19 protein-coding genes are annotated in these 21,704 nt (G+C 73.7%); 11 read left to right on the forward strand and 8 right to left on the reverse strand.

All coding sequences use genetic code 11. The features are described from left to right. Position 1 precedes the first annotated feature (1 nt). From mutM to D7I47_RS10070, 4 genes are all read left to right on the forward strand, one after another. The gene (mutM, locus tag D7I47_RS10055) at positions 2 to 883 is read left to right on the forward strand and encodes a bifunctional DNA-formamidopyrimidine glycosylase/DNA-(apurinic or apyrimidinic site) lyase (RefSeq protein WP_120762915.1); all 882 of its coding nucleotides are present in this window, start codon (positions 2 to 4) and stop codon (positions 881 to 883) included. Continuing rightward, positions 880 to 2,520, forward strand: coding sequence for a helix-turn-helix transcriptional regulator (locus D7I47_RS10060; RefSeq protein ID WP_120762916.1), 1,641 nt, complete (start codon positions 880 to 882; stop codon positions 2,518 to 2,520). The genes mutM and D7I47_RS10060 overlap by 4 nt, the downstream gene beginning before the upstream one ends. Before the next feature lie 48 nt (positions 2,521 to 2,568). Beyond that, entirely contained in the window at positions 2,569 to 3,108 is a 540-nt protein-coding gene (locus D7I47_RS10065) for a hypothetical protein (RefSeq protein ID WP_120762917.1), read from the forward strand. Between the two features lie 96 nt (positions 3,109 to 3,204). Next, complete coding sequence (locus D7I47_RS10070; protein ID WP_120762918.1) at positions 3,205 to 4,008, forward strand: Bax inhibitor-1/YccA family protein; 804 nt, start codon at positions 3,205 to 3,207, stop codon at positions 4,006 to 4,008. An 18-nt stretch (positions 4,009 to 4,026) separates the two neighbouring features. On the opposite strand, the gene D7I47_RS10075 is transcribed toward D7I47_RS10070, so the two are convergent. Next, positions 4,027 to 5,100 (reverse strand): GNAT family N-acetyltransferase, encoded by a 1,074-nt coding sequence (locus D7I47_RS10075; protein ID WP_120762919.1) that lies wholly within the window; start codon positions 5,098 to 5,100, stop codon positions 4,027 to 4,029. Between the two features lie 141 nt (positions 5,101 to 5,241). Between D7I47_RS10075 and smc the strand changes: the two genes are divergently transcribed. Next, positions 5,242 to 8,820: a chromosome segregation protein SMC gene (smc, locus tag D7I47_RS10080; RefSeq protein ID WP_120762920.1), complete on the forward strand. Its 3,579-nt coding sequence runs from the start codon at positions 5,242 to 5,244 to the stop codon at positions 8,818 to 8,820. A 50-nt stretch (positions 8,821 to 8,870) separates the two neighbouring features. Beyond that, entirely contained in the window at positions 8,871 to 10,508 is a 1,638-nt protein-coding gene (locus tag D7I47_RS10085; RefSeq protein ID WP_120762921.1) for a hypothetical protein, read from the forward strand. Between the two features lie 6 nt (positions 10,509 to 10,514). On the opposite strand, the gene D7I47_RS10090 is transcribed toward D7I47_RS10085, so the two are convergent. Next, entirely contained in the window at positions 10,515 to 11,069 is a 555-nt protein-coding gene (locus D7I47_RS10090) for a histidine phosphatase family protein (RefSeq protein ID WP_120762922.1), read from the reverse strand. 39 nt (positions 11,070 to 11,108) lie between these two features. Here D7I47_RS10090 and ftsY point away from each other — a divergent pair, with 39 nt between their 5' ends. Beyond that, a complete protein-coding gene (gene ftsY, locus D7I47_RS10095; protein ID WP_120762923.1) occupies positions 11,109 to 11,978 on the forward strand; it encodes a signal recognition particle-docking protein FtsY in 870 nt (289 codons plus the stop codon). A 26-nt stretch (positions 11,979 to 12,004) separates the two neighbouring features. Here ftsY and D7I47_RS10100 read toward each other — a convergent pair whose 3' ends face one another. Then, positions 12,005 to 13,240: an AMP-binding protein gene (locus D7I47_RS10100; protein WP_157981698.1), complete on the reverse strand. Its 1,236-nt coding sequence runs from the start codon at positions 13,238 to 13,240 to the stop codon at positions 12,005 to 12,007. Next, positions 13,237 to 14,058 carry an SDR family NAD(P)-dependent oxidoreductase gene (locus D7I47_RS10105; RefSeq protein ID WP_120762925.1) on the reverse strand — a complete coding sequence of 274 codons (822 nt, stop codon included), beginning with the start codon at positions 14,056 to 14,058 and terminating at the stop codon, positions 13,237 to 13,239. Before D7I47_RS10105 ends, D7I47_RS10100 begins: the two co-directional genes overlap by 4 nt. Before the next feature lie 133 nt (positions 14,059 to 14,191). Here D7I47_RS10105 and D7I47_RS10110 point away from each other — a divergent pair, with 133 nt between their 5' ends. Beyond that, positions 14,192 to 15,238 (forward strand): TIGR03617 family F420-dependent LLM class oxidoreductase, encoded by a 1,047-nt coding sequence (locus D7I47_RS10110; RefSeq protein ID WP_227000602.1) that lies wholly within the window; start codon positions 14,192 to 14,194, stop codon positions 15,236 to 15,238. Positions 15,239 to 15,242: 4 nt separating this feature from the next. Here the strand turns inward: D7I47_RS10110 and D7I47_RS10115 are convergent, their stop codons facing one another. Both D7I47_RS10115 and D7I47_RS10120 read right to left on the reverse strand, forming a co-directional pair. After that, entirely contained in the window at positions 15,243 to 15,875 is a 633-nt protein-coding gene (locus D7I47_RS10115) for a hypothetical protein (RefSeq protein WP_120762927.1), read from the reverse strand. Further along, entirely contained in the window at positions 15,872 to 16,387 is a 516-nt protein-coding gene (locus D7I47_RS10120) for a gamma carbonic anhydrase family protein (RefSeq protein ID WP_120762928.1), read from the reverse strand. Before D7I47_RS10120 ends, D7I47_RS10115 begins: the two co-directional genes overlap by 4 nt. Before the next feature lie 95 nt (positions 16,388 to 16,482). Here D7I47_RS10120 and ffh point away from each other — a divergent pair, with 95 nt between their 5' ends. Continuing rightward, positions 16,483 to 18,045 carry a signal recognition particle protein gene (ffh, locus tag D7I47_RS10125; protein ID WP_120762929.1) on the forward strand — a complete coding sequence of 521 codons (1,563 nt, stop codon included), beginning with the start codon at positions 16,483 to 16,485 and terminating at the stop codon, positions 18,043 to 18,045. 9 nt (positions 18,046 to 18,054) lie between these two features. Beyond that, a complete protein-coding gene (locus D7I47_RS10130) occupies positions 18,055 to 18,861 on the forward strand; it encodes an LLM class F420-dependent oxidoreductase (protein ID WP_120762930.1) in 807 nt (268 codons plus the stop codon). 87 nt (positions 18,862 to 18,948) lie between these two features. Here D7I47_RS10130 and D7I47_RS10135 read toward each other — a convergent pair whose 3' ends face one another. Together D7I47_RS10135 and D7I47_RS10140 are read right to left on the reverse strand one after the other, a co-directional pair. Beyond that, entirely contained in the window at positions 18,949 to 19,377 is a 429-nt protein-coding gene (locus D7I47_RS10135; RefSeq protein WP_120762931.1) for a hypothetical protein, read from the reverse strand. Positions 19,378 to 19,466: 89 nt separating this feature from the next. Next, entirely contained in the window at positions 19,467 to 20,612 is a 1,146-nt protein-coding gene (locus D7I47_RS10140) for a glutamate--cysteine ligase (RefSeq protein WP_120762932.1), read from the reverse strand. Between the two features lie 99 nt (positions 20,613 to 20,711). Here D7I47_RS10140 and D7I47_RS10145 point away from each other — a divergent pair, with 99 nt between their 5' ends. Further along, positions 20,712 to 21,638, forward strand: coding sequence for a DMT family transporter (locus D7I47_RS10145; protein WP_120762933.1), 927 nt, complete (start codon positions 20,712 to 20,714; stop codon positions 21,636 to 21,638). Positions 21,639 to 21,704 lie beyond the last annotated feature (66 nt).

Consider the following 21,704-nt stretch of genomic DNA (forward strand, 5'->3'; position numbering starts at 1 on the left):
GATGCCCGAACTCCCCGAGGTCGAGGTCGTCCGCGCCGGCCTCATCCCCGCGGTGACCGGCGCCACCATCACCCGCATCCGCGTGCTCGACGAGCGTTCGCTGCGTCGGCATCCGGGCCCCGCCGAGGACTTCGCCCACCGCCTCACCGGCGCGACCCTCGCCCACCCGTCCCGCCGGGGCAAGTACCTCTGGATGCCGATCCGGGAGTCCGAGGAGGCCCTCGTCGTCCATCTGGGGATGAGCGGACAGGTGCTGCTGCGGGATCCGGATGCCGAGGTCGCGAAGCTCACGCGCATCGTGCTCGACGTCGAGCAGCCGGGGTACGGGCCGGTGCGGATCGACTTCGTCGACCAGCGCATCTTCGGCTCGATGGCGATCGACCGCCTGGTGCCGGCTGCGGACGTGCCCGGCGAGCGGCTGCCGGCATCTGTCGCCCACATCGCGCGCGATCCGCTCGACGAGCACTTCGACGACCGCGCGTTCCTCGACCGGCTCGCCCGCCGTGACACGACCGTCAAGCGCGCCCTGCTCGACCAGAGTCTCGTCTCGGGCATCGGCAACATCTACGCCGACGAGGCGCTGTGGGCCGCGCGTGTGCACTACGACCAGCCCACGCGATCCCTCAGCCGTCCGCGCGCCCGCGCCCTGCTCGCGGAGGTGCGCACCGTGCTCGGCAGGGCGCTCGCCGAGGGCGGCACGAGCTTCGACGCCCAGTACGTCAACGTCAACGGCGCCTCCGGCTACTTCTCGCACTCGCTCAACGCCTACGGGCAGCAGGGCGTGCCGTGCCCACGCTGCGGCACCCCGATCGTGCGCGAGGTGTTCATGAACCGCGGGTCGCACCTCTGCCCGCGCTGCCAACGCATCAGGATCGCGAGGTGAGCACCCGTCGCGCCTTCCTGGAGCGCGCGCTCGACGCGGTCGTCAGCGGCGGGCCGGCCCCGGAACCGGATGCCGCCGAGCCGTGGCAGCTGGCCGTCGCCGCGTTCGTGGCGAACGACCGGCTCGACCACACCGCCTCGACCGCGCTGTCGGTGCGCGCACTCGAGGCGCTGACCGAGGTCTCCGAACCACTCGACCGGGCCGCGGCGTACGCGGCCCGCGGTTTCGCCGCCACGACCGAGCTGCTCGCGGGGGAGTGGACCGACGCCGCGCCGGGGCTCACGCCGACCGGCGACCCGATCGCCGATGCCGCGCCGATGCTCGACGGGCTGGGTGAGGGCGACGAGGCCGCCTTCGTGCGCTACCTGCTCGCCGAGGCCGCCCTCAGCTGCGCGCGCGTGGGTGTCGCTGCGACCCTGCCGCTGCCCGACCCCGCCGTCTTCCTCGTGCGGGAGGGACGCCCGCATCCCTTCGCCGCGATCCTCACGGTGCTGGCCGTGCGGGCGGCCGCGTTCCACGGTGACTTCGCGACCGCGCACGCGGCGATGGCCGGGGCGACGAGCGAGGTGCCTCTCTTCGCCCTGCTGCTCGACGCCACCCGCTCGCTCGTGCTCGGCAACGTGGCCGACCCCGCCCAGACCCGCGCGCTCGTGCAGCGGGTGGAGCGCGAGGCGCCGCTGCCCGACGACCGCGTCGCAGCGGGATGCTGCCTGCTCGCGAGCTACGGACTCATCGCGCTCGGCGACGTGCGCGGCTCGGCCGCCCTGCTGCTGCGCGCGGGCGGCGATGCGGGACTCGAGCGCCTCATGATCACCGACCGCGCGATCGGCCTCGAACTGCTCGTGAACGCGGCCCTGCAGGAGGACGACCCGGATGCCGCCGAGGCGTGGGCTGCGCGGGCGGAGGAGCTCGCCGCGAGCCCCATCGCCGACGCGACCGTCGCGCGGGTGCGCAGCCGCGTCCTGCTCGCCCGCGGCGATGCGGATGCGGCGCTCGCCGAGGCGGAACGCGCCGCAGAGCGGGCGCGCGCGGAGGGTCGCTGGATCGAGGCGAGTGAGGCCGACATCCTCGCCGCGCGGGCCGCGATCGCCGCGCGGGCGAGCGGTGCCGCCGAGCGCCGTCTGCAGGCGCTGGCGGCCGAGGCGATCCGGATCGGGCACCACGCGGCGGTGCGGGCCGCGAACCAGACGCTGCGACCGACCGGCCGGCGGCTGCGTCCCGTGGCCGGTACCGAGTGGGCGGGGCTCTCGGAGCGCGAGCGGCAGGTGGCGGAGCTGCTGCTCGAGGGGCTCACCAACGCCGAGATCGCCGCCGAGCTCTACGTCTCACCGCACACCGTGCGGGTGCACGTGTCGCGCGTGCTCGCCGCGTTCGGGGCGCCGTCGCGGTTCGCGCTCGCGGCGCGCGCTCCGCTCGAGCCGCCGACACTCGACGCCGCGGGCGTGCTCACGGCGCGGCAGCGCGCGGTCGTCGCCGAGCTCGCGACCGGGGCGGGCAACGCCGAGATCGCCGCGCGCCTGGGGATCAGCGCGAAGACCGTCGAGAAGCACCTGCACGAGGCGATGCGGAGGCTCGGCGTGACGACGCGCGTCGGCGTGCTGCGCGTCGCGTCCGCCCGCGCCACAGGCGCCGAATAAGCCGGAACCCGACTTACCCGCCGCCGCCCCGCGCCGCAGGATGAGGCCATGCCCGTCTCGTCCCGTCACGCCCTCCGCACCGCGGCCCTGCTCGCCGCGCTGGGTCTCGCCCTCTCCGGATGCGCCACCACGACATCCGGCGACACGGGCGGCAGCGGCGACGGCGGCGGGTCGGGCGGCGACGCCGCGGGCGGGCTGAACTGCGACGGGGCGACGACCGCCGGCTGGGAGCTCATGGTCGACCCGCGCGTCACCGTGGACCCCGCGGCGGATGTCGTGCCGCTCACGAAAGAGGGCGAGAGCCTCACCTTCACCGACGGCGGCGGCGGCGAGTACACCACCTACAGCTACTCGCTCGGCTACCTCGACGAGGACGGCACGGTCTTCCCGAACGACTCGGGGATCCTCTTCCCCGAGGGCGACGACATCCACGTGCTCGCCGTGCACGGCCCGTTCGCACCCTCGGGCGTCGACGGTGGGCCCTACGCGGGCATCCTGCAGTTCGAGGCGACCGAGGCGGATGCGGAGAACAAGATCGTCACGACGACCCTCGCCCGGGTCTGCGTGCTGCTCGCGATCGAGGACTGATCGCCCGATGCCATGATCGCCCTGGGCGGACGCCCAGCCGTCGGTGGGCGCGCGCCTGTACCCTGGGGGACAGGACCTCTGACGTAAGGAAACGCCATGGCCAACCCCGCCTTCACGAACAACCCCGCGTTCAACGGCAAGGGGGTGCCCGCGATCCCGACTCCGTCGGCCGACCAGCTGCAGCAGCAGTTCGACCTGCCCTCGGCGCCCGACCCGGCGGCCGGCGCCCCGATGACCGTCGACGGCACGGTGCGCACCAGCCTCGGCACCTTCGGCGTGCTGCTGGTCGGCGCCGCGATCGGCTGGATCACCGTCTCGCTGGTGCCGCTGCTGTGGATCGGGGCCGCGATCGTCGGCTTCGTGCTCGCGCTCGTCAACATCTTCAAGAAGGAGCCCTCGCCCGCGCTCATCCTGAGCTACGCCGGTGTGCAGGGGGTGTTCCTCGGCGGCATCTCGGCGTTCTACGAGTCGATGTGGCCCGGCATCGTCAGCCAGGCCGTGCTCGCGACGTTCGTCGTGGTCGGCGTCACCCTCGCCCTGTTCGCGAGCGGCAAGGTGCGTGCCTCGGCGCGCGCGACGAAGGTGTTCCTCATCGCGATGGTCGGCTACCTGGCCTTCTCGCTCGTCAACGTCGGTCTCATGGTCTTCGGCGTGACGACCGACCCGTGGGGTCTGCGCACGGGGGTCGAGATCTTCGGCATCCCGCTCGGTGTCATCCTGGGTGTGTTCGCGGTGCTGCTCGGCGCCTATTCGCTCGTGCTCGACTTCGACTTCATCCAGAAGGGCACGCAGAACCGCATCCCGAGGAAGTACCAGTGGACCGGCGCCTTCGGCATCATGGTCACGATCATCTGGCTCTACCTCGAGATCCTGCGCCTCATCGCGATCCTGCGCCGCTGACGTCGCGGGCGCCTCGGCTCACAGGTCGAGGCGCCACGCCCCCTCGTAGCCCATCGGCGTGAAGCCGAGCTGCTCGTTGACGGCGAGCATGTGCCGGTTCTCGTCGGCGTTCCAGGTGAGCACCGAGGGGCGCCCCGGGTGCCGCGACTGCAGCGCGGCGAGGTTCTCGAGCTTGAGCAGCATCCCGAGCGCATGACCGCGGTGCTCGCGCAGCACGAGCGTGTCGAACTGGTCGACCGGACGGATGCGGTCGGCGGGCAGCCCGAGCTGGGTGAAGCCGACGAGGCGGCCGGTGCCGAGGTGCTCGACGGCGCTCGTGAGCAGTTCGGCGCCGTCGGCCGTCGTGCGCGTCTCGTGCTCGGCGACGCGTTCGGCGGTCCAGACGTCTTCGGGTTCGTCGAGGGCGCCCTGCGGGGCGTCGGTGCTCATCCGGGTGAGCAGCACCGCCATGTCGTCGCGGAACCGCTCGGGCGTGACGCCCTCCCAGCGGTGCACGCAGTAGCCCTCGCCCGTGCGGTCGCGGGCGGCGTGCAACCACACGGCGAGTTCGCCGGCGTCGAGCGGCAGCGGCAGGCGGCTCGCGCGCACGACCTGCTCGAGGCGATAGCCGCGCCCCCGCAGGAAGCGCACCTCGGGGTTGTCCGCGGGGAGCGAGCCGGATCCGGTGGGCGAGGGCAGGCGCGGCCCCGGCCCCTCGGGCGACACGATGTAGACGATCGCGTGCGTGCGGCCCTCGGCGCGGGCGAGGGCCTCCAGCTGCGCGGCGACCGCGGTGCCGACGCCGCGACGGCGGTGCGCCGGGTGCACCCGCACGTCGAGCCAGCACACGGGGGAGTCGGGATCGGCGAGGGTCTCGTAGAGGCCGCGCGCCACGACCCGCCCGTCCTCGCGTGCGACGAACAGCCGGTGCGGCTCGAAGGGGTTCGTGAAGTAGCCGAGCAGTCGTTCCGGGGTCACCCGCACGTCGACGGTGCCGTATCCGGCTTCCTCGACGAGGTTGCGGATGTCGACCGTCGCCGCGAAGTCCACCGCCGCCGCCGAGCCGTCGATCGCGGCCGGAAGCGGCACCTCCTCGACCCTGAGCCCGCCCATCCCCCCAGCATGCCGTCTTGTGTCAAACGCTGCAGCGTCCGGCTTCGGGCGGCGGTGATGACTGCCGCGCGGGGCGTGCCGCTGCAGCGTTTCCGCACGCTAGCGTAGGACGATGCCGCGACGCGTGGAGGAGGTGGCCGGGTGCATCTGAAGAGCTTGACCCTCAAGGGGTTCAAGTCGTTCGCCCAGCCGACCACCTTCGCCTTCGAGAAGGGCGTCACCTGCGTCGTCGGCCCCAACGGCTCCGGCAAATCCAACGTCGTCGACGGGCTGGCCTGGGTGATGGGCGAGCAGGGCGCGAAGACGCTCCGCGGCGGCAAGATGGAGGACGTCATCTTCGCCGGCACGGCCACCCGCGGCCCGCTCGGCCGCGCCGAGGTGCAGCTGACGATCGACAACGCGGACGGCGCGCTGCCGATCGAGTACAGCGAGGTCACCATCTCGCGCACCCTGTTCCGCAACGGCGGCAGCGAGTACGCGATCAACGGCGAGCAGTGCCGCCTGCTGGATGTGCAGGAGCTGCTCTCGGACTCCGGGCTCGGCCGCGAGATGCACGTCATCGTCGGCCAGGGCCAGCTCGACCAGGTGCTGCACGCGACCCCCGAGGACCGCCGTGGCTTCATCGAGGAGGCGGCCGGCATCCTCAAGCACCGCCGCCGCAAGGAGAAGACGCTCCGCAAGCTCGACGCGATGCAGGCGAACCTGACGCGCCTCTCGGACCTCGCGGGCGAGATCCGGCGGCAGCTGAAGCCCCTCGGGCAGCAGGCGCAGATCGCCCGCGAGGCCCAGACGATCGCCGCGATCGTGCGCGACGCCCGCGCGCGCCTGCTCGCCGACGAGGTCGTCGAGCTGCGCCGCGCGATCACGGATGTCACCCGCAGCGAGTCGGAGCGCAAGACCGAGCGCGTGGTGCTGCAGGAGCAGCTCGACCAGTCGAAGCTGCGCCAGGCTCGCATCGAGCAGTCGATGACGGGGGATGCCGTCGACGAGGCCCGCCGGGTGGCGTTCGGGCTCGAGCAGGTGCAGGACCACCTGCGTTCGCTCTTCACCCTCGCCAACCAGCGCCTCTCGCTGCTCGGTCAGCAGGCGGAGCTGCCGGGCATGAACTCGACGCTGTCGGAGTCGGCCGTCGCCGACGCCTTCGCGGAGGCCGAGCGACTGCAGGCGGGCATCGCCGAGGCCGAGGCGGTGCTCGGGCGCGCGACCGCGGCCACCGCGACCGCGCGCGCGAGTCTCGACTCTCTCGACGAGGAGATCAGCGCCCAGTCGGCGCTCGTGAGCCAGCACGACCTCGAGCAGGGGCGCCTCGCGGGCGCCGTGCGCGCCGCCGAGGAGCGCCGCGCCGCCACCGTGGCGCAGCTCGAGCGACAGAAGGCCGCCGCATCCGCCGCCGAGGAGCGCCGCGAGGCGGCCCGCACCGAGCTCGTCGCGCTCGAGGGCGACGACGCGGGTGCCGCGGAGGACACCGAGCTCGCGGGCGCCGTCGAGGCGGCCGAGACCGCCGTCGCGGCCCTGCAGGAGCGCGTCGACGCCCTGCGGGAGGAGCTGCACGCCGCCGAGCGCGAGCGCGACGCCCTCGCCGCCCGCACGAGCGCCCTCACCCTCGCCACCGATCAGCGCGACGGCTCCCAGCAGATCATCGGCCTGAGCGGCATCCGCGGTCTCGTCGCCGAGCACATCAAGGTCGCGGCGGGCTACGAGGCGGCCATCGCCGCGGCGCTCGGCTCGCTCGCGGATGCCGTGCTCGCCGACAGCTGGGACGCGGGCGTCGCCGCCCTCGACCATGCCCGCGGCGCGGAGGCGGGGCGCGTCGAGATCGTCGTGGCGGATGCCGCGGCCCCCGCCGACCCCGTGAACCTGCCCGCGGGCGTGCGCGCCGCGGCCTCCCTCGTGACGGGGCCGAACGGCATCCGCGGGGTGCTCGCCGGCGTCGTCGTGGCCGACGGGCTCGCCGAGGCGCGTGCCGCCTGGCCGGCGCTCGCGAAGACCGGCGGCATCACCGTCATCACACGCGAGGGCGAGGTGCTCGCCGAGCACGTGCTGCGCGGCGGCTCGGCGGGCGGCCGCAGCCGCCTCGAGCTGCTCGCCGAGCGCGACGCCGCGCAGGAGAAGCTCGTGGGCGTGACGACCACGATCGAGCGCCGTGCGGGCGAGCTCGCCGAGCACCGCGAGCAGCTGGACCTCGCCCGCATCGACCTCGTGCAGGCCTCCGGCGCGCTCAAGGAGTTCGAGACCCGCCTCGCGGAGCGCAGCGAGGCGCTCGGGCGCTCACGCGTGCAGTTGGAGGCCTCGGCGGCCGAGAGCGAGCGGCTGGCGGAGGCCGTGGCGGGCCTCGGCGAGCAGGTCGCGGCGGCGGATGCCGTGGTCGAGCGGGCGGTCGCCGAGCGCGACGCGCACGCCGCCACCCCGCGCCCCATGCTCGACGTCTCGGCCCGTGACGGGCTGCTCGCAGAACTGGAGGCGGCCCGCGCGGCCGAGGTGGGTGCCCGCGTCGAGCTGGAGACGGCGCGCGAGCGGGTGCGCGCCCAGCGTGAGCAGGCCGAGCAGCTGAAGCGTCGGCTGGAGGCCGAGCGGCACGCGGCGGAGGAGGCGGCGCGGCTCGCCGTGATCCGCCGCCACCAGATCGACGCGGCCGAGGGCGTGATCGAGGCGCTGCCCGCGGTGCTCGACACCGCCGACCGCTCCGTCACCGAGGCGCGTGTGGCGCTCGCCGCGGCCGAGGCCGAGCGCGCCAAGCAGAACGAGGAGCTCTCCGAGCTGCGGCGCGCCGAGGCGCAGCTGCGCGAGCGGCTGACCGCCCTCAACGAGAACGTGCACGGCCTGGAGATGCAGGCCTACGAGAAGAAGCTGCACCTCTCGAGCCTCATCGAGCGCGCCGCCGACGAGCTGGGCCTCGTCGAGGAGGTGCTCGTGGCCGAGTACGGCCCCGAGGTGCCCGTCCCCGTCGACGCACCCCCCGCATCCGCTGTTTCCGCAACTCAGGAGAACCAGACGGATGCGGCATCCGATGCGCCGGAAGACGTCGATGTTCCTGAGTTGCGGACCGAGCCGTTCGACCGGGCGAAGCAGAAGGCCCGCCTCGACAAGGCGGAGCGGCAGTTCGCGCAGCTCGGACGCGTCAACCCGCTCGCGCTCGAGGAGTTCGCCGCGCTCGAGCAGCGCCACAAGTTCCTCACCGAGCAGCTCGCCGACCTCACCGCCACCCGCAAGGACCTGCTGACGATCATCGAGGAGCTCGACGAGAAGATGCAGGACATCTTCGCGGCCGCCTTCGACGACACCAAGGCCGCCTTCGACGAGGTGTTCCCCATCCTGTTCCCCGGCGGCACGGGCTCGCTGCACCTCACCGACCCCGAGAACCTGCTCACGACGGGCATCGAGGTCACCGTGAAGCCCGCGGGCAAGAAGATCGAGCGCCTCTCGCTGCTCTCGGGCGGCGAGCGCTCGCTCGCGGCGGTCGCGCTGCTGTTCGCGATCTTCACCGCGCGCCCCAGCCCCTTCTACATCCTCGACGAGGTGGAGGCGGCGCTCGACGACGCCAACCTCGGCCGGCTGCTGAGCGTCATCGAGCGGCTGCGCGAGAACTCGCAGCTCATCGTCATCACGCACCAGAAGCGCACCATGGAGATCGCGGATGCGCTCTACGGCGTCTCGATGCGGCAGGACGGCGTGAGCGCCGTCGTCGGGCAACGCGTGGCGACGGAGGAACGCGCGAGCTGAGCGCTCCGCACCCCTGTCGCGACGGCGGTCCGCTCCGCTAGCTTTCCCCCATGACCCCACGCCCGCGGCGCGCCCTGCCGGCGATGCTCGCGGCAGCGGCGTCCCTGCTCGGCGCGATCGCGGTCGCCTCGCCCGCCGCCGCCGACGAGGCGGACTGCGCGGACGCCTCCCTCGCGCAGGGCGGGTACTCGATCTTCGAGCTGCAGCAGCGTTTCGTGCCGGAGCCCCTGCGCGGCACGGGGTGGGACTGCGCCACCCGCATCGCCGACCGCCCGTTCGAGGACGGCCGGTACGACATCTCCTACACGCTGCTGTGGGCGGGGATCGGCGCGGGCGACGCCATCGGCATCCTCGAGCGCTTCGCCGACGCCGGCTGGCTGGACGGCACCGAGATGATCTCCGCCACCGCATCCGACGGCCGCACCGAGAACGACCGGATGGCGGCGAGCAGCCTGCGCGGCTGGGATCCGCCGCCCTCGCAGATCATCACGCGCTTCAGCGACGCCCGCGACGGCGAGAACATCATCGAGTTCGACTTCGAGGACGGCCTGGTCGGCGCCGTCGACCCGGGGCTCGAGGCGCCGACACTGGAGATCGCGGTGTACCTCCGGGCGCCCGTCGACGCGACCGGCGCATCCGACCCGAGCGTGCTGAGCTCGCTGCGCACGATCGCGCAGGCCCTGCCGAGCTCGACGCAGCTCGCCTTCCTCGGCGGCTCGGCCGTGTTCCTCATGCTCGTCGTCGGCTTCCCGGGCTACCTGTTCAACAAGGTGCTCGAGAAGCACTGGAGCGGGTTCGCGCGGTGGCTGCACCTGCGGCGGCGGCGCCGGGTGTCGAAGCCGCCGCGACCCGGCTCGGCGGCCGAGGCGGCGTTCGCCGCGGATGCCGCGGCCGGGGCCCCGGCACGTCGCGCGCCGTCGTGGCTCGTGTGGCCGGGATTCGTGGCGGCCGCGATCATCTCCGGCTTCGTCGACCCCGCGTTCGGCCCCAACCCGATGTCGGTGCGGCTGCTCGTGACCGCGCTCATCTCCTTCGTGCTGCTCAACGTGGTCGGCTGGCTGCTCGTCATCGGCGTGCTGCGTCGCATCCAGCCCGACGCGCGCCCGCGCATCACCTTCCGCTGGGGGTCGCTCGTGGTCGTCGCCCTGACGGTGCTCGTCGCGCGGCTGCTCGACTTCCAGCCGGGTGTCGTCTTCGGCCTCGTCGCCGGCCTCACCTTCGCGATCACCCTCGCGGCATCCCGGGACGCCCTCGTCATCCTGCTCGGCTCGGGTGCCGCGCTCGCGATGGCCGGGCTCGCCTGGATCGGGTTCAGCGCGCTCGCACCGGTCGCGGATGCCGTGCCCGGCAGCGTGCTGCTGCGCGGCGTCGTGGAGCTCTGCTCGGGCGTCGTCGTGGAGGGGATCTCGACGCTGCCGCTCGCGCTGCTGCCGCTGCTCGCCCTCGACGGGGCCGTGCTGTTCGCGTGGCGCAAGTGGGTGTGGGCGGTCGCCTACGCGGTCGGTGCGGCCGCGTTCGTGCTCGTGATGTTCACGATCCCCGAGGCGTGGGGCGAGATCGGCGGCGGATTCGGCCGTTGGCTGCTGCTGTTCGTGGGGCTCGCGGCGCTCGCGGTGGGGGCGTGGGCGGTCGACGTCGTGATCGAGCGGCGCCGGAAGGCCGCGGGGCCCGCCCCGGCCGGGGGCTGAGGCGCCTCAGCCGACCGGTTCGCCGTTGATGGTGAGCACGCGCCAGGCGTCGCCCTCGCGCTCGATCGCCGACACGGTGCCGTTGAGGATGACGTCGACGGGGTGGCCCGTGAGGCGGATGAGCGTGTACTTCATGATCGTGCCGTGGCACACCACCACGACGTTCTGGTCGGGGTAGTCCTCGTCGATGCGGGCGAGTCCGCGCAGGCAGCGCTCGACGACCGCGTCGAGCGGCTCGGCGCCGGGGTAGTCGCGGCGCGGCCAGCGCGCCATCGTCTCCGTGCTCGGGGCGCCCTCGAGGGGGCCGTAGTCGCGCTCCGCGAGCTCGGGGTAGGCGGGTCCGAGCGGCAGACCGAGGCCGTCGGCGACGATCTGCGCGGTCTCGCGCGCCCGCGACAGCGGCGAGCTGACCACGGCATCCCAGCTCCAGTCGGCGAGCATCTCGACGGCGTCCCGCGCCTGTTCGCGCCCCGTGTCGTTGAGCGGGATGTCGCTCGAACCCTGGATGCGGTCGTCCCGATTCCAGTCGGTCTGGCCATGGCGGATGAAGGCGAGCGTCACCCGACCATCCTGCCAGCGGCCGGACGGTAGCCTGGGCGCATGGCGGCATCCTGGTCTCTCGGCGGCGCGCTGCGCGGCATGTTCGCGAAGGCGACGATCGACGAGGGCACCTGGGACGACCTCGAGTCGGCGCTCCTGGGGGCCGACTTCGGGCCCGACCTCACCGAGACGATCGTCGACGAGCTGCGCGCCAAGGTGGAGCGCTACCGCACGACCGACCCGAAGGACCTGCAGCGGATGCTGCGCGAGACGATCGAGGAGCGCCTCGCGCGCCTCGACTCGACCCTCACCCTCAGCAATCGTCCCGCGGTCGTGCTCGTGGTGGGGGTGAACGGCGTCGGCAAGACGACGACGATCGGCAAGTTCGCGAAGTTCCTCACCAACCACGGGCGCAGCGTCGTCGTGGGCGCGGCCGACACCTTCCGGGCGGCGGCCGTCGAGCAGCTCGCGACGTGGGCCGAGCGTGCCGGCGCCCGCATCGTGCGGCCGCAGCAGGCGGGGCAGGATCCGGCATCCGTCGCGTTCCAGACGGTCGAACTCGCGCAGCGCGAGGGCGTCGAGATCGTGCTCGTCGACACCGCGGGGCGCCTGCAGAACAAGTCGGGCCTCATGGACGAGCTCGCCAAGGTGCGGCGCGTCGTCGAGAAGCTCGAGCCGATCGCCGAGGTGCTGCTCGTGCTCGACGCGACGACCGGGCAGAACGGGCTCGCCCAGGCGGACGCCTTCCTCGAGCACGCGGGCGTCACGGGGCTCGTGCTCACCAAGCTCGACGGCACGGCGAAGGGCGGCTTCGTGCTCGCCGTGCAGGAGAAGACCGGTATCCCCGTGAAGCTCGTCGGCCAGGGCGAGGGCATCGGCGACCTCACGGGCTTCACGCCGCACGCGTTCGCGCAGCAGCTCATCGGCTGACGTGCCCACCCGGCGCGCGGTGTCGCTCAGCGCAGGGTGAGGCGGCGCGGGCGGTGGGCCGCGTCGAGGCGCGGCTCGGCGAGCGAGCGGATGCGGTCGGCGTCGAGCCCCGCGGACGGGTCGACGTGCAGCTCGGCCGTCAGCACGTGGCCGAGCAGCTCGTGCGGCTCGGCCTCGACGCGCACCCTCCGCACGCCGGGGATCGCCCGCAGCACCGCCGCGGTGCGGGCGGGGTCGACGAGTTCGCCCCCGTGGTCGAGCCTGCCGTCCGTGCGGCCGAGCACGCGCAGCCGGCCCTCGACGAGCTCGCCGCGGTCGCCCGGATGCCGCCAGCCCCGCGCGCCGGGGGAGCGCAGCACGATCGCGCCGTCCGCGGCCAGGCGGATGCGGCATCCGGCGAGCGGGCGCCCGTCGAGGGCGACGGTGCCCGCCTCGGTCGTGCCGTAGGCGTCGAGCACCCGTGCACCCTCCGCGCGCATCCGCTCCGCGAGCCCCGCGTCGAGCCGCGACGAGCCGCTCACGACGAGCCGCACCCCCCGCCACGCGCCCGGTGCGTCGAGGCGGGCGAGCTGCGCGGGCACCCCCGTGACGGTCGCGGGGGTCTCCGCGAGCAGCGCCCGTTGCTCCTCGAGCGGCAGCCCGGAGCCGAGCACGACCGGCCGCCCGTGGGCGAGGCCCGCGAGCACGGCGCTCAGGCCGTGCCCGTGGTCGGGCGGAGCGAGCACGAGCAGCGCGCCGTCGGGCGGGGCGATGCGGCGGTCGAGGTCGGCCAGTTGCAGCAGGCGCCGGATGCCGAGCCGGCCGGCCCCGGGGCGGGGGACGCCCGTCGTACCGGAGGACAGCGTCCGCACGCGCCCGGGCCCGCGACGCGGCGCACCCACCACCGGGTCGGCGTGGGCCGCGCGCTCCTCCGGGGCGAGGCGCGGACCGAGCGGCACGACGTCGCACCCGGCGACCACCGCGGCGAGCAGCTCGACGAGCCCCGGGATGCCGCCGTCGAGCTCCACGCCGAGCCGCGTTCCGGGGGAGTGCTGCACGGCGAGCTCGGCGGCGCGCTCCCGCACGCGCTCGGCGAGGGCGCCCGCGGTGAGCCGCTCGGCTCCGCGGATGAGGGCCACGGCATCGCGGTCGCGTCGCGCCGCGACCGCGACGGGCGCGGCGGCGCCCCAGCCGAGCGCCGCGGGCCCCGTCGCGAGGAGCAGCCGGACGAGGTGCGCGGCCGCCCGCGGGGTGGCGGACGGGCCGGGCCGGAGGGTCGTCACCCCGCCTCCTGCGCCGCGGCCAGCCGACGCTGCCAGCGCCGTCCCACCCGCTCGGCGAGGCCCGGTGCGAGTGTCGCCGCGAAGCCGACGAGGCCCACCCACCACGCCTGCACGAGCCGCCGCCGTCCGAGCGCGGCGACGAGCAGCATCCGCGCCGCGCGATCGGCCGACATGGCGCGGGCCTCGCGGTAGGCGGCCGTGGGTGCGCTCATCGCCGTGCGCACGAGCGGCAGCCGCACCGCGCCGAACGTCACGCCCTCGGGCCGTGTCTCGGCGTCGACGTCGCGGATCCACCGCTCGAGCGCGGCCTTCGAGGCGACGTACGCCGACCAGCCGGGGGCCGGCACGGCGAGCGCCGCGGTCGACGAGACCACGACGCGTCCGCGCCCGGAGGCCCGCATGGCGGGCAGCAGTTCGAGCAGCAGCGCCGCGTGCCCCGTGTAGTTCGCGGCGACCGTGCGCTGCACGTCGTGCGCGCGGCCCGCCGAGTCGCGCGCCGTACGGCGGATCGAGTGGCCGGCGTTCGCGAGCACGAGCGCCGGGGCGCCGTGCTCGGCGAGGATGCGGTGCGCGGTCTCGGCCGTGGCGGTCGCGTCGCGCAGTTCGAGCGGGACGGTCGCCGCGTCGCCGCCCGCCGCACGGATGCCGCTCGCGAGCTCCTCGAGCGCCTCGGCATCCCGCGCGAGCAGCACGACCCGGGCGCCGGCCGCCCCCAGCATCCGGGCCGCCGCGGCCCCGATCCCGCGCGAGGCGCCCGTCACCACGACGACCCGCCCGCCGAACGCGGCACGCAGCCTCCGCTCGAGTCGCGCCGTCATGCGCCCACGCTAGCCGTCGCGACGCCCCGGTCTGTAGGAACTCCTGCATGACGTCGGAACTCCCGGCGAGCACGGATGTCGGGCCCGCACAAGCCACGCGGACGCGGCGGGGCGGATGCGGCAGGATGGCCGGGTGAGCGACGACGCGACGACCGGCACCCCCTTCCTCATCGACGCGGGAGGCGACCCCGGCACCGGACCCCGCACCTTCGCCGACGGCGCCGCCGGCCTCGAGGCGGCCGGCTACGACGGCATCTTCGCCGCCGAGACCAAGCACGACCCCTTCGTCGCCCTCACCGCCGCGGCCATGCGCACCGAGCGGGTCGACCTCATGACGGGCATCGCGGTCGCCTTCGCGCGCAACCCCATGACGGTCGCCGAGACCGCGAACGACCTGCAGCTCGTCTCGGGCGGCCGCTTCATCCTCGGCCTCGGCTCGCAGGTGAAGCCGCACATCGAGCGCCGCTTCTCGATGCCGTGGTCGGCGCCCGCCGCCCGGATGCGGGAGTTCGTCGGTGCGGTGCGCGCCATCTGGTCGGCGTGGGAGACGGGTGAGAAGCTCGCCTTCGACGGGGAGCACTACCGCCACACCCTCATGACACCGTTCTTCTCGCCGGGCCCCAACCCGCACGGCACCCCGCCGATCTGGATCGCCGCCGTCGGCGAGCGGATGACCGAGACCGCGGGCGCCGTCGCCGACGGCCTGCTCGCCCACACCTTCACGACCGAGCGCTACCTGCGCGAGGTGACGCGTCCGGCGCTCGAGCGCGGGGCGGCATCCGCGGGTCGCGACGCGGCGGCGCTCGGCATCAGCGTGCCCGCGTTCGTCGCGATCGGCGAGACGGATGAGGAGCTCGCCCGGGCGATCCAGGCGACCAAGGGGCAGATCGCCTTCTACGGCTCGACCCCCGACTACCTGCCGGTGCTCGCCCTGCACGGCTGGGAGGGCGTGCACGAGAAGCTCAACGCGGCCGCCCGTCGCGGCGAGTGGAAGACGATGGGTGAGCACGTCGACGACGAGATGCTGGCGGCGTTCGCCGCGGTCGGCTCGCCCGCCGAGGTCGCCGCGCAGCTGCGCGCCCGGTTCGGCGGCCTCGCGACGCGACTGTCGTTCAGCGCGAGCTACCCCATCCGCCCCGAGCTGGCCGGTCAGCTGCTGGCCGCCCTGCGCACCGCCTGAGGCGTCAGCCGGTCGGCAGCGTCACCTGGCCGGTGGCGATCAACACGATCGTCGAGATGACCGCGACGGTGAGCATGAGCACGACCGTGCCGCCCGTGAGCAGCGCCACGACGAGCCACGGGTGCCGCGTCGTCCAGCCGATCGTGCCGGGGTAGCGCTCCGTGAGGTCGATGGCCGTGAGCCCCGCGGGCGCCCGCACGATGGGGGCGCCGATCGCCGTCGCGAGCTGCTCGAGCTCGGCGTCCTCCCACAGCTCGGCCGAGAGCGCGAACATCCGCTCGCGCACGGGCGAGACCCCGTACAGGGTCGGCCGCCGCGTGCCGGGCAGCGGCACGAACACGAGCGCGCCGATCGAGTGCACGCTCCAGCGTCGGGTGTGCAGCACACCCCGGATGCGCAGCTCGCCGTCCGCGACGCTCGCCTGGGCGCGGGCGAAGTACACGGCGAGACCGAGCCCCGTCAGCAGGATGCCGGCGCCGAGCACGACGAGCGCGAGCCCGAAACTCGGCCAGGCGGCCACCATGACCGCCACGAGCAGCAGCGGGGCGAGCCAGAGCAGCCGCACGAGCATCCGTCGGTGGAAGGCGGGCCAGGACGGGTGGAAGGTGCGCGGCTCGCCGGGTGCCGCATCCGTCACGTGAGCTCCCGGTGGCGGGCGGAGAGCCCCAGGTAGATCTCGGCGTTGCGGCGGATGCCGGCGACCTCCTCGTCGCTCAGCTCGCGGCGCACCTTCGCCGGCACGCCCGCGACGAGCGACCGCGGCGGCACGACGGTGCCCTCGAGCACGAGCGCCCCGGCCGCCACGAGCGACTCGCGCCCGATGACCGCGTGGTTGAGGATCGTCGCGTTCATGCCGATGAGGCAGTCGTCTTCGACCGTGCAGCCGTGCACGACGGCGCCGTGGCCCACGGAGACGCCCGCACCGATCGTGGTCGGCACGCCCGCATCCACGTGCACGACGACGTTGTCCTGCAGGTTCGAGCCCGCGCCGAGCGTGATGGTGTCGCTGTCGGCGCGCAGCACGGCCCCGTAGAACACCGAGGAGCCCGGCTGCAGCACGACGTCGCCGATGACGGTCGCGTTCGGCGCGACCCACGCCGTCTCGTCGATGCGCGGCTCGCGACCGCCGAAGCCCAGGATGACGCTCATCCCGCCACGCTACCGCGCCACCCCCGCGGGTTGAGTAGCCCGCGGAGCGGGCGTATCGAAACCCCCGCGCCCACGGCGCCTAGAATAAGGCGGTCATGGCAACCTTCGGCACGCTCTCCGACCGGCTCACTCAGACCTTCAAGAACCTCCGCACCAAGGGCAAGCTCAGCCCCGCGGATGTCGACGGCACGGTGCGCGAGATCCGTCGCGCCCTGCTCGACGCGGATGTCGCCCTCGAGGTGGTGAAGGACTTCACCGGCAGGGTGCGCGAGCGCGCCCTCTCGGACGAGGTCAACAAGGCGCTCAACCCCGCCCAGCAGGTGGTGCAGATCGTCAACGAGGAGCTCGTCGCGATCCTCGGCGGGCAGCAGCGCAAGCTCGAGTTCGCGAAGAAGCCGCCGACCGTCATCATGCTCGCGGGCCTCCAGGGTGCCGGCAAGACGACCCTCGCGGGCAAGCTCGCGAAGTGGCTCAAGAAGGAGGGGCACACGCCCCTGCTCGTGGCATCCGACCTCCAGCGTCCGAACGCCGTCACCCAGCTGCAGGTGGTGGGCGAGCAGGCGGGCGTGCCCGTGTTCGCGCCCGAGCCCGGCAACGGTGTCGGCGACCCGGTGAAGGTCGCCAAGAACGGCGTCGCGGAGGCCGAGCGCAAGCAGTTCGACGTCGTCATCGTCGACACGGCCGGCCGCCTCGGCATCGACGCCGAGCTCATGAAGCAGGCCGCGAACATCCGGAAGGCCGTCGACCCCGACGAGGTGCTGTTCGTCATCGACTCGCTCACCGGTCAGGACGCCGTCAACACGGCGCGCGCCTTCCAGGAGGGCGTCGACTTCACGGGCGTCGTGCTCACCAAGCTCGACGGCGACTCGCGCGGCGGCGCCGCGCTCTCGGTCGCCTCGGTCACCGGCCGGCCCATCATCTTCGCCTCCACGGGTGAGGGTCTCGACGACTTCGAGCCCTTCCACCCCGACCGCATGGCGTCCCGCATCCTCGACCTCGGCGACATCCTCACCCTCATCGAGCAGGCGCAGGCCGCGTTCGACGAGGAGGAGGCGCTCAAGGTCGCGGAGAAGTTCCGCACCGACTCCTTCACGCTCGACGACTTCCTCGGGCAGATGCAGCAGCTCAAGAAGATGGGCTCGCTCAAGGGCATGCTCGGGATGCTGCCCGGCGCCCGCGGCATGAAGGACCAGCTCGAGAACTTCGACGAGCGCGAACTCACCCGCACGGAGGCGATCATCCAGTCGATGACGCCCGCCGAGCGGCAGAACACGAAGCTGCTGAACGGTTCGCGGCGCCTGCGCATCGCCAAGGGCTCCGGCATGACCGTGACGGACGTCAACCAGCTCGTCGCGCGCTTCGAGCAGGCCGCCAAGATGATGAAGACGGTCGCCAAGGGCGGCGTGCCGCAGGTGCCCGGCATGGGCCCGATCCCCGGCGCGCACGGCGGCAAGAAGCAGCAGGCCAAGAAGAAGGGCTCGCGCTCCGGCAACCCTGCCAAGCGCGCCGCCGAGAACGCGGCGATCGCCCAGGGCGTCAAGCCGGGCGCGGCATCCGCTCCCTCGGGCTCCGGCTTCGGCCTCGGCGCCGGTGGAGGCCAGAAGCCCCCCACCGAGGAGGAGCTGGCCGCCCTGCAGAGGATGCTCGGCCGCCGCTAGCGTGGACGGGTGACCGACAAGCCGATCAGAATCGCCATCCAGCTCGCCCCGCAGCACGCCGACTACGCCGTCATCCGGGATGCGGTGCGCCGCGTCGAGGACCTCGGCGCCGACGTCGTCTTCAACTGGGACCACTTCTTCCCGCTCTCGGGCGATCCCGACGGCCTGCACTACGAGGCCTGGACGATGCTCGCGGCGATCGCCGAGAGCACGTCCCGCATCGAGTTCGGCCCGCTCGTGAACTGCAACTCGTACCGCAACCCCGACCTGCAGGCCGACATGGCCCGCACCGTCGACCACATCTCGGCGAAGGGCGGGGTGGGCCGGTTCATCTTCGGCACCGGCTCCGGATGGTTCGAGCGCGACTATGAGGAGTACGGCTACGACTTCGGCACGGTCGGCTCGCGCCTCGACGCGCTCGCGGAGGACCTGCCGCGCATCCGGGCCCGCTGGGAGATGCTGAACCCGGCGCCGACCCGGCGCATCCCGATCCTCATCGGGGGCGGTGGAGAGAAGAAGACCCTGCGGCTCGTGGCCGAGCACGCCGACATCTGGCACTCGTTCTCCGACCCGGAGACCCTCGAGCGCAAGCTCGCCATCCTCGACGAGCACTGCGCCGCGGTGGGCCGCGACCGGGGCGAGATCGAGATCTCGACGGGCGTCTCGGTGCGCGGGATGGGGTCGCTCGACCCGCACGTGCTCGAGCGTCAGTACGCGCTCGGCGTGCGCCTGTTCGAGGCGTCCGCATCCGGCCCCGACTACGACCTCGCCCCGCTCGAGCAGCTGCTCGCCTGGCGAGCCTCCTTCGGCGCCTGAGAGGGGTGTCAAACGCTGCAGCGCCGGGCTCCCGGCGGCGGTGATCGCCGGCGCGCGAGGGCTGACGCTGCAGCGTTTGACAGAGGATCAGCGGGCGAAGCCGCCCGCCACCTCGTCGAGCGCCGCGCCGAGGCCCTTCTGGAGCTCGGGCGAGCCGGCGCCGACGAACTCACGTGCCTTCTCGATCGCGAGCACCACGAACGGGTCGGAGAAGTCCTCGAAGCGACGGGGCGGGAAGGGGCGGGGCCACTTCGTGCCGCACCAGTCCCAGAAGTCGTCGTACGCCGACAGGGCGCGCACGGTGCCCTCCGCTCCGGCCTTCTCCCGCGGCACCGAGGCCACGGCCGCGGTCGCCGCGTGCGAGAGCGCGACGGCGCTCTTCGCCGGAAGTACGGTCGCGAGCACCCGCACCACCTGCGACGCGATCACCGCGTCGAGCTGGTGCGTGAAACGCGCCCGGATGAGCAGCTGCCACGGCACGTTGTCGGCGCCGGGGAAGTGTTCGGGATCCCACATGATGACTCTCCTTCTTTCGCCGGCCCCGCACGGGGCCGTCGCAGAAGAGGAGCGGATGCGGCGGACGGTGATACCTCGGGGCGCGCCGCTCACCCCGCGGAGCCGGGGGCTCCGCGGAACTCGCGGATGAGGTGGGCGGCGACCGCGCGCAGGTCGCCGCCCGCGTCGTCCGCCACGCGCAGCTGCCGCTGGTAGCTCGCGCCCGTCGCGAGCGTCGTGCGCACGCCCTCGAGCTCGTCGCGGCATCCGAGCTCCGCGGCGACCGGGAGCAGCACATCCAGCAGCTCCTCGAGGTGGGCGACCACGGGGCGCTCGACGCCCGCGCGGTCGACGATGAGCTCCGCGTCGAGTCCGTAGCGCGCCGCCCGCCACTTGTTCTCGCGGTGGTACCAGGGCTGCAGGACGGGCAGCTCTCGCCCCGCGTCGAGCTCCCGTGAGAGGTGCTCGACGAGGCTCTGGGTGAGCGCGGCGATCGCGGCGAGCTCGGCGATCGTCGACACGCCGTCGCACGCGCGCACCTCGATCGTGCCCCAGCGCGGAGCCGGGCGGATGTCCCAGCGCACCTCCGTCGCATCCTCCATGACGCCCGTGCGCACCATGTCGTCGAGGTAGCCCTCGTACGCCGCCCAGTCGGGCAGCGGCCACGGCAGGCCCGCCGTCGGCAGCTGCTGGAAGACGAGGGCGCGGTTGGACGCGTAGCCGGTGCGCTCGCCCGCCCAGAACGGGCTCGAGGCGCTGAGCGCCTGCAGGTGCGGCAGGTAGCAGCCGAGCGCCCCGATGAGCGGCATCACCTTGCGCACGTCCTCGACGCCGACGTGCACGTGCACGCCCCAGATCATCATGTTGCGACCCCACCACTGGGTGCGCTCGACGAGCGTGTGGTACCTCGTCTTGTCGGTCACCGCCTGGTCGAACCACCTCGCGAAGGGGTGGCTGCCGGCGCACATGAGCTCGATGCCGCGCGGGTCGGTCTGCACCCGCAGCGCCGCGATCGCGGCGGCGATGTCGCCGATCGCCTCCGGCACGTCGCGCCCCACGCCGCTCGTGATCTCGACGGTGTTGGTGAGCAGCTCGGCCGTGGCGGTGTGCCGGGCGTCGGGGGATGCGGATGCCGTGACCTGCTCGATGATCTCCGGCCCTCGGCCCACGAGCTCGCCGGTGGCCGGGTCGACGAGCATCAGCTCCCACTCGACCCCGACCGTGCTGCGCCGGGACGGCGCGAAGGCGAGCTCCATGCGGGTGAGTCTGGCATCCGGGGGGCCGTGGCGGGAATGGCTTGTCATCTGGCGGAATGAGGCGTATCGGGTGTCGGATGCCGCGCGTAGCGTGACCGGATGCCCCGCATCCGCCTCTCCCCGCTCGTGATCGCCGCGATCTCCTTCACGATCCTCGCCTGGGCGAGCGCCTTCATCGTGATCCGGGGCGTCGCCCCCGAGATCGGGGGCGGTGCGCTGGCGCTCGGGCGACTCGCGATCGGTACGGCGGCCCTCGGCGTGCTCGCGCTCGTCACCCGCGGCTGGCTGCGCCCCACACGGCGCGAGTGGGCGCTGCTGCTGCTCTACGGCGTCGCCTGGTTCGGCGCCTACAACGTGACCCTCAACCTCGCCGAGCACACGCTCGACGCGGGCACCACGGCGATGATCGTCGGCATCGGGCCGATCCTCATCGCGCTCGGGGCGGGGGTGCTGCTCGGCGAGGGCGTGCCGCGCTGGCTCGCGATCGGCGCGGGCGTCGCGTTCTCGGGTGTCGTGCTCATCGGCCTCGCCACGAGCGTGTTCGGCGCCGGCGGCCACGTGGATGTCGCGGGAGTGCTCTGGGCGCTCGCCTCGGCCGTCACCTACGCCACCGGGGTGCTCGCGCAGAAGCCGCTCGTGCGGCGGCTGCCCGCCGTGCAGGTCACCTTCCTCGGATGCGCGATCGGCCTGCTCGCGTGCCTGCCGTTCGCGGGCCAGCTCGTCGCGGAGGCCACGCACGCGTCCGCGGGGGCGCTGTGGGGCGTCGTCTACCTCGGCGTCGTGCCCACCGCCCTGGCCTTCACGACGTGGGGGTACGCGCTCGCCCGGGTGCCCGCGGGGCAGCTCGGCATCTCGACCTACCTCGTGCCGCCGATCGCGATCCTCGCGGGCTGGGCGGTGTTCCAGGAGGTGCCGACGGTGCTCGCGGTGGTCGGCGGCGTGCTGTGCCTGACGGGGGTCGCGCTGTCCCGGCGGCGCCCCGCGCCGCGGGTGAGTGGCACCACCCCTCAGGTCGTGCCAGAATAGTGTGTTGGAGCCGCGCAGCCCGACCCTCTATCAGGCGCGACGGATCCCCATCCAGAGCTTTCTGCC

The organism is Protaetiibacter intestinalis, assembly GCF_003627075.1.
In the GTDB taxonomy this organism is placed as follows: Bacteria; Actinomycetota; Actinomycetes; order Actinomycetales; family Microbacteriaceae; genus Homoserinibacter; species Homoserinibacter intestinalis.

Excerpts from the sequence above, each read along its gene's own strand:
- mutM (WP_120762915.1), top strand. The coding sequence starts at position 2 with ATGCCCGAACTCCCCGAGGTCGAGGTCGTCCGCGCCGGCCTCATCCCC.
- D7I47_RS10065 (WP_120762917.1), top strand. The coding sequence starts at position 2,569 with ATGCCCGTCTCGTCCCGTCACGCCCTCCGCACCGCGGCCCTGCTCGCC.
- D7I47_RS10070 (WP_120762918.1), top strand. The coding sequence starts at position 3,205 with ATGGCCAACCCCGCCTTCACGAACAACCCCGCGTTCAACGGCAAGGGG.
- D7I47_RS10075 (WP_120762919.1), bottom strand. The coding sequence starts at position 5,100 with ATGGGCGGGCTCAGGGTCGAGGAGGTGCCGCTTCCGGCCGCGATCGAC.
- D7I47_RS10085 (WP_120762921.1), top strand. The coding sequence starts at position 8,871 with ATGACCCCACGCCCGCGGCGCGCCCTGCCGGCGATGCTCGCGGCAGCG.
- ftsY (WP_120762923.1), top strand. The coding sequence starts at position 11,109 with ATGGCGGCATCCTGGTCTCTCGGCGGCGCGCTGCGCGGCATGTTCGCG.
- D7I47_RS10105 (WP_120762925.1), bottom strand. The coding sequence starts at position 14,058 with ATGACGGCGCGACTCGAGCGGAGGCTGCGTGCCGCGTTCGGCGGGCGG.
- D7I47_RS10120 (WP_120762928.1), bottom strand. The coding sequence starts at position 16,387 with ATGAGCGTCATCCTGGGCTTCGGCGGTCGCGAGCCGCGCATCGACGAG.
- ffh (WP_120762929.1), top strand. The coding sequence starts at position 16,483 with ATGGCAACCTTCGGCACGCTCTCCGACCGGCTCACTCAGACCTTCAAG.
- D7I47_RS10135 (WP_120762931.1), bottom strand. The coding sequence starts at position 19,377 with ATGTGGGATCCCGAACACTTCCCCGGCGCCGACAACGTGCCGTGGCAG.
- D7I47_RS10140 (WP_120762932.1), bottom strand. The coding sequence starts at position 20,612 with ATGGAGCTCGCCTTCGCGCCGTCCCGGCGCAGCACGGTCGGGGTCGAG.
- D7I47_RS10145 (WP_120762933.1), top strand. The coding sequence starts at position 20,712 with ATGCCCCGCATCCGCCTCTCCCCGCTCGTGATCGCCGCGATCTCCTTC.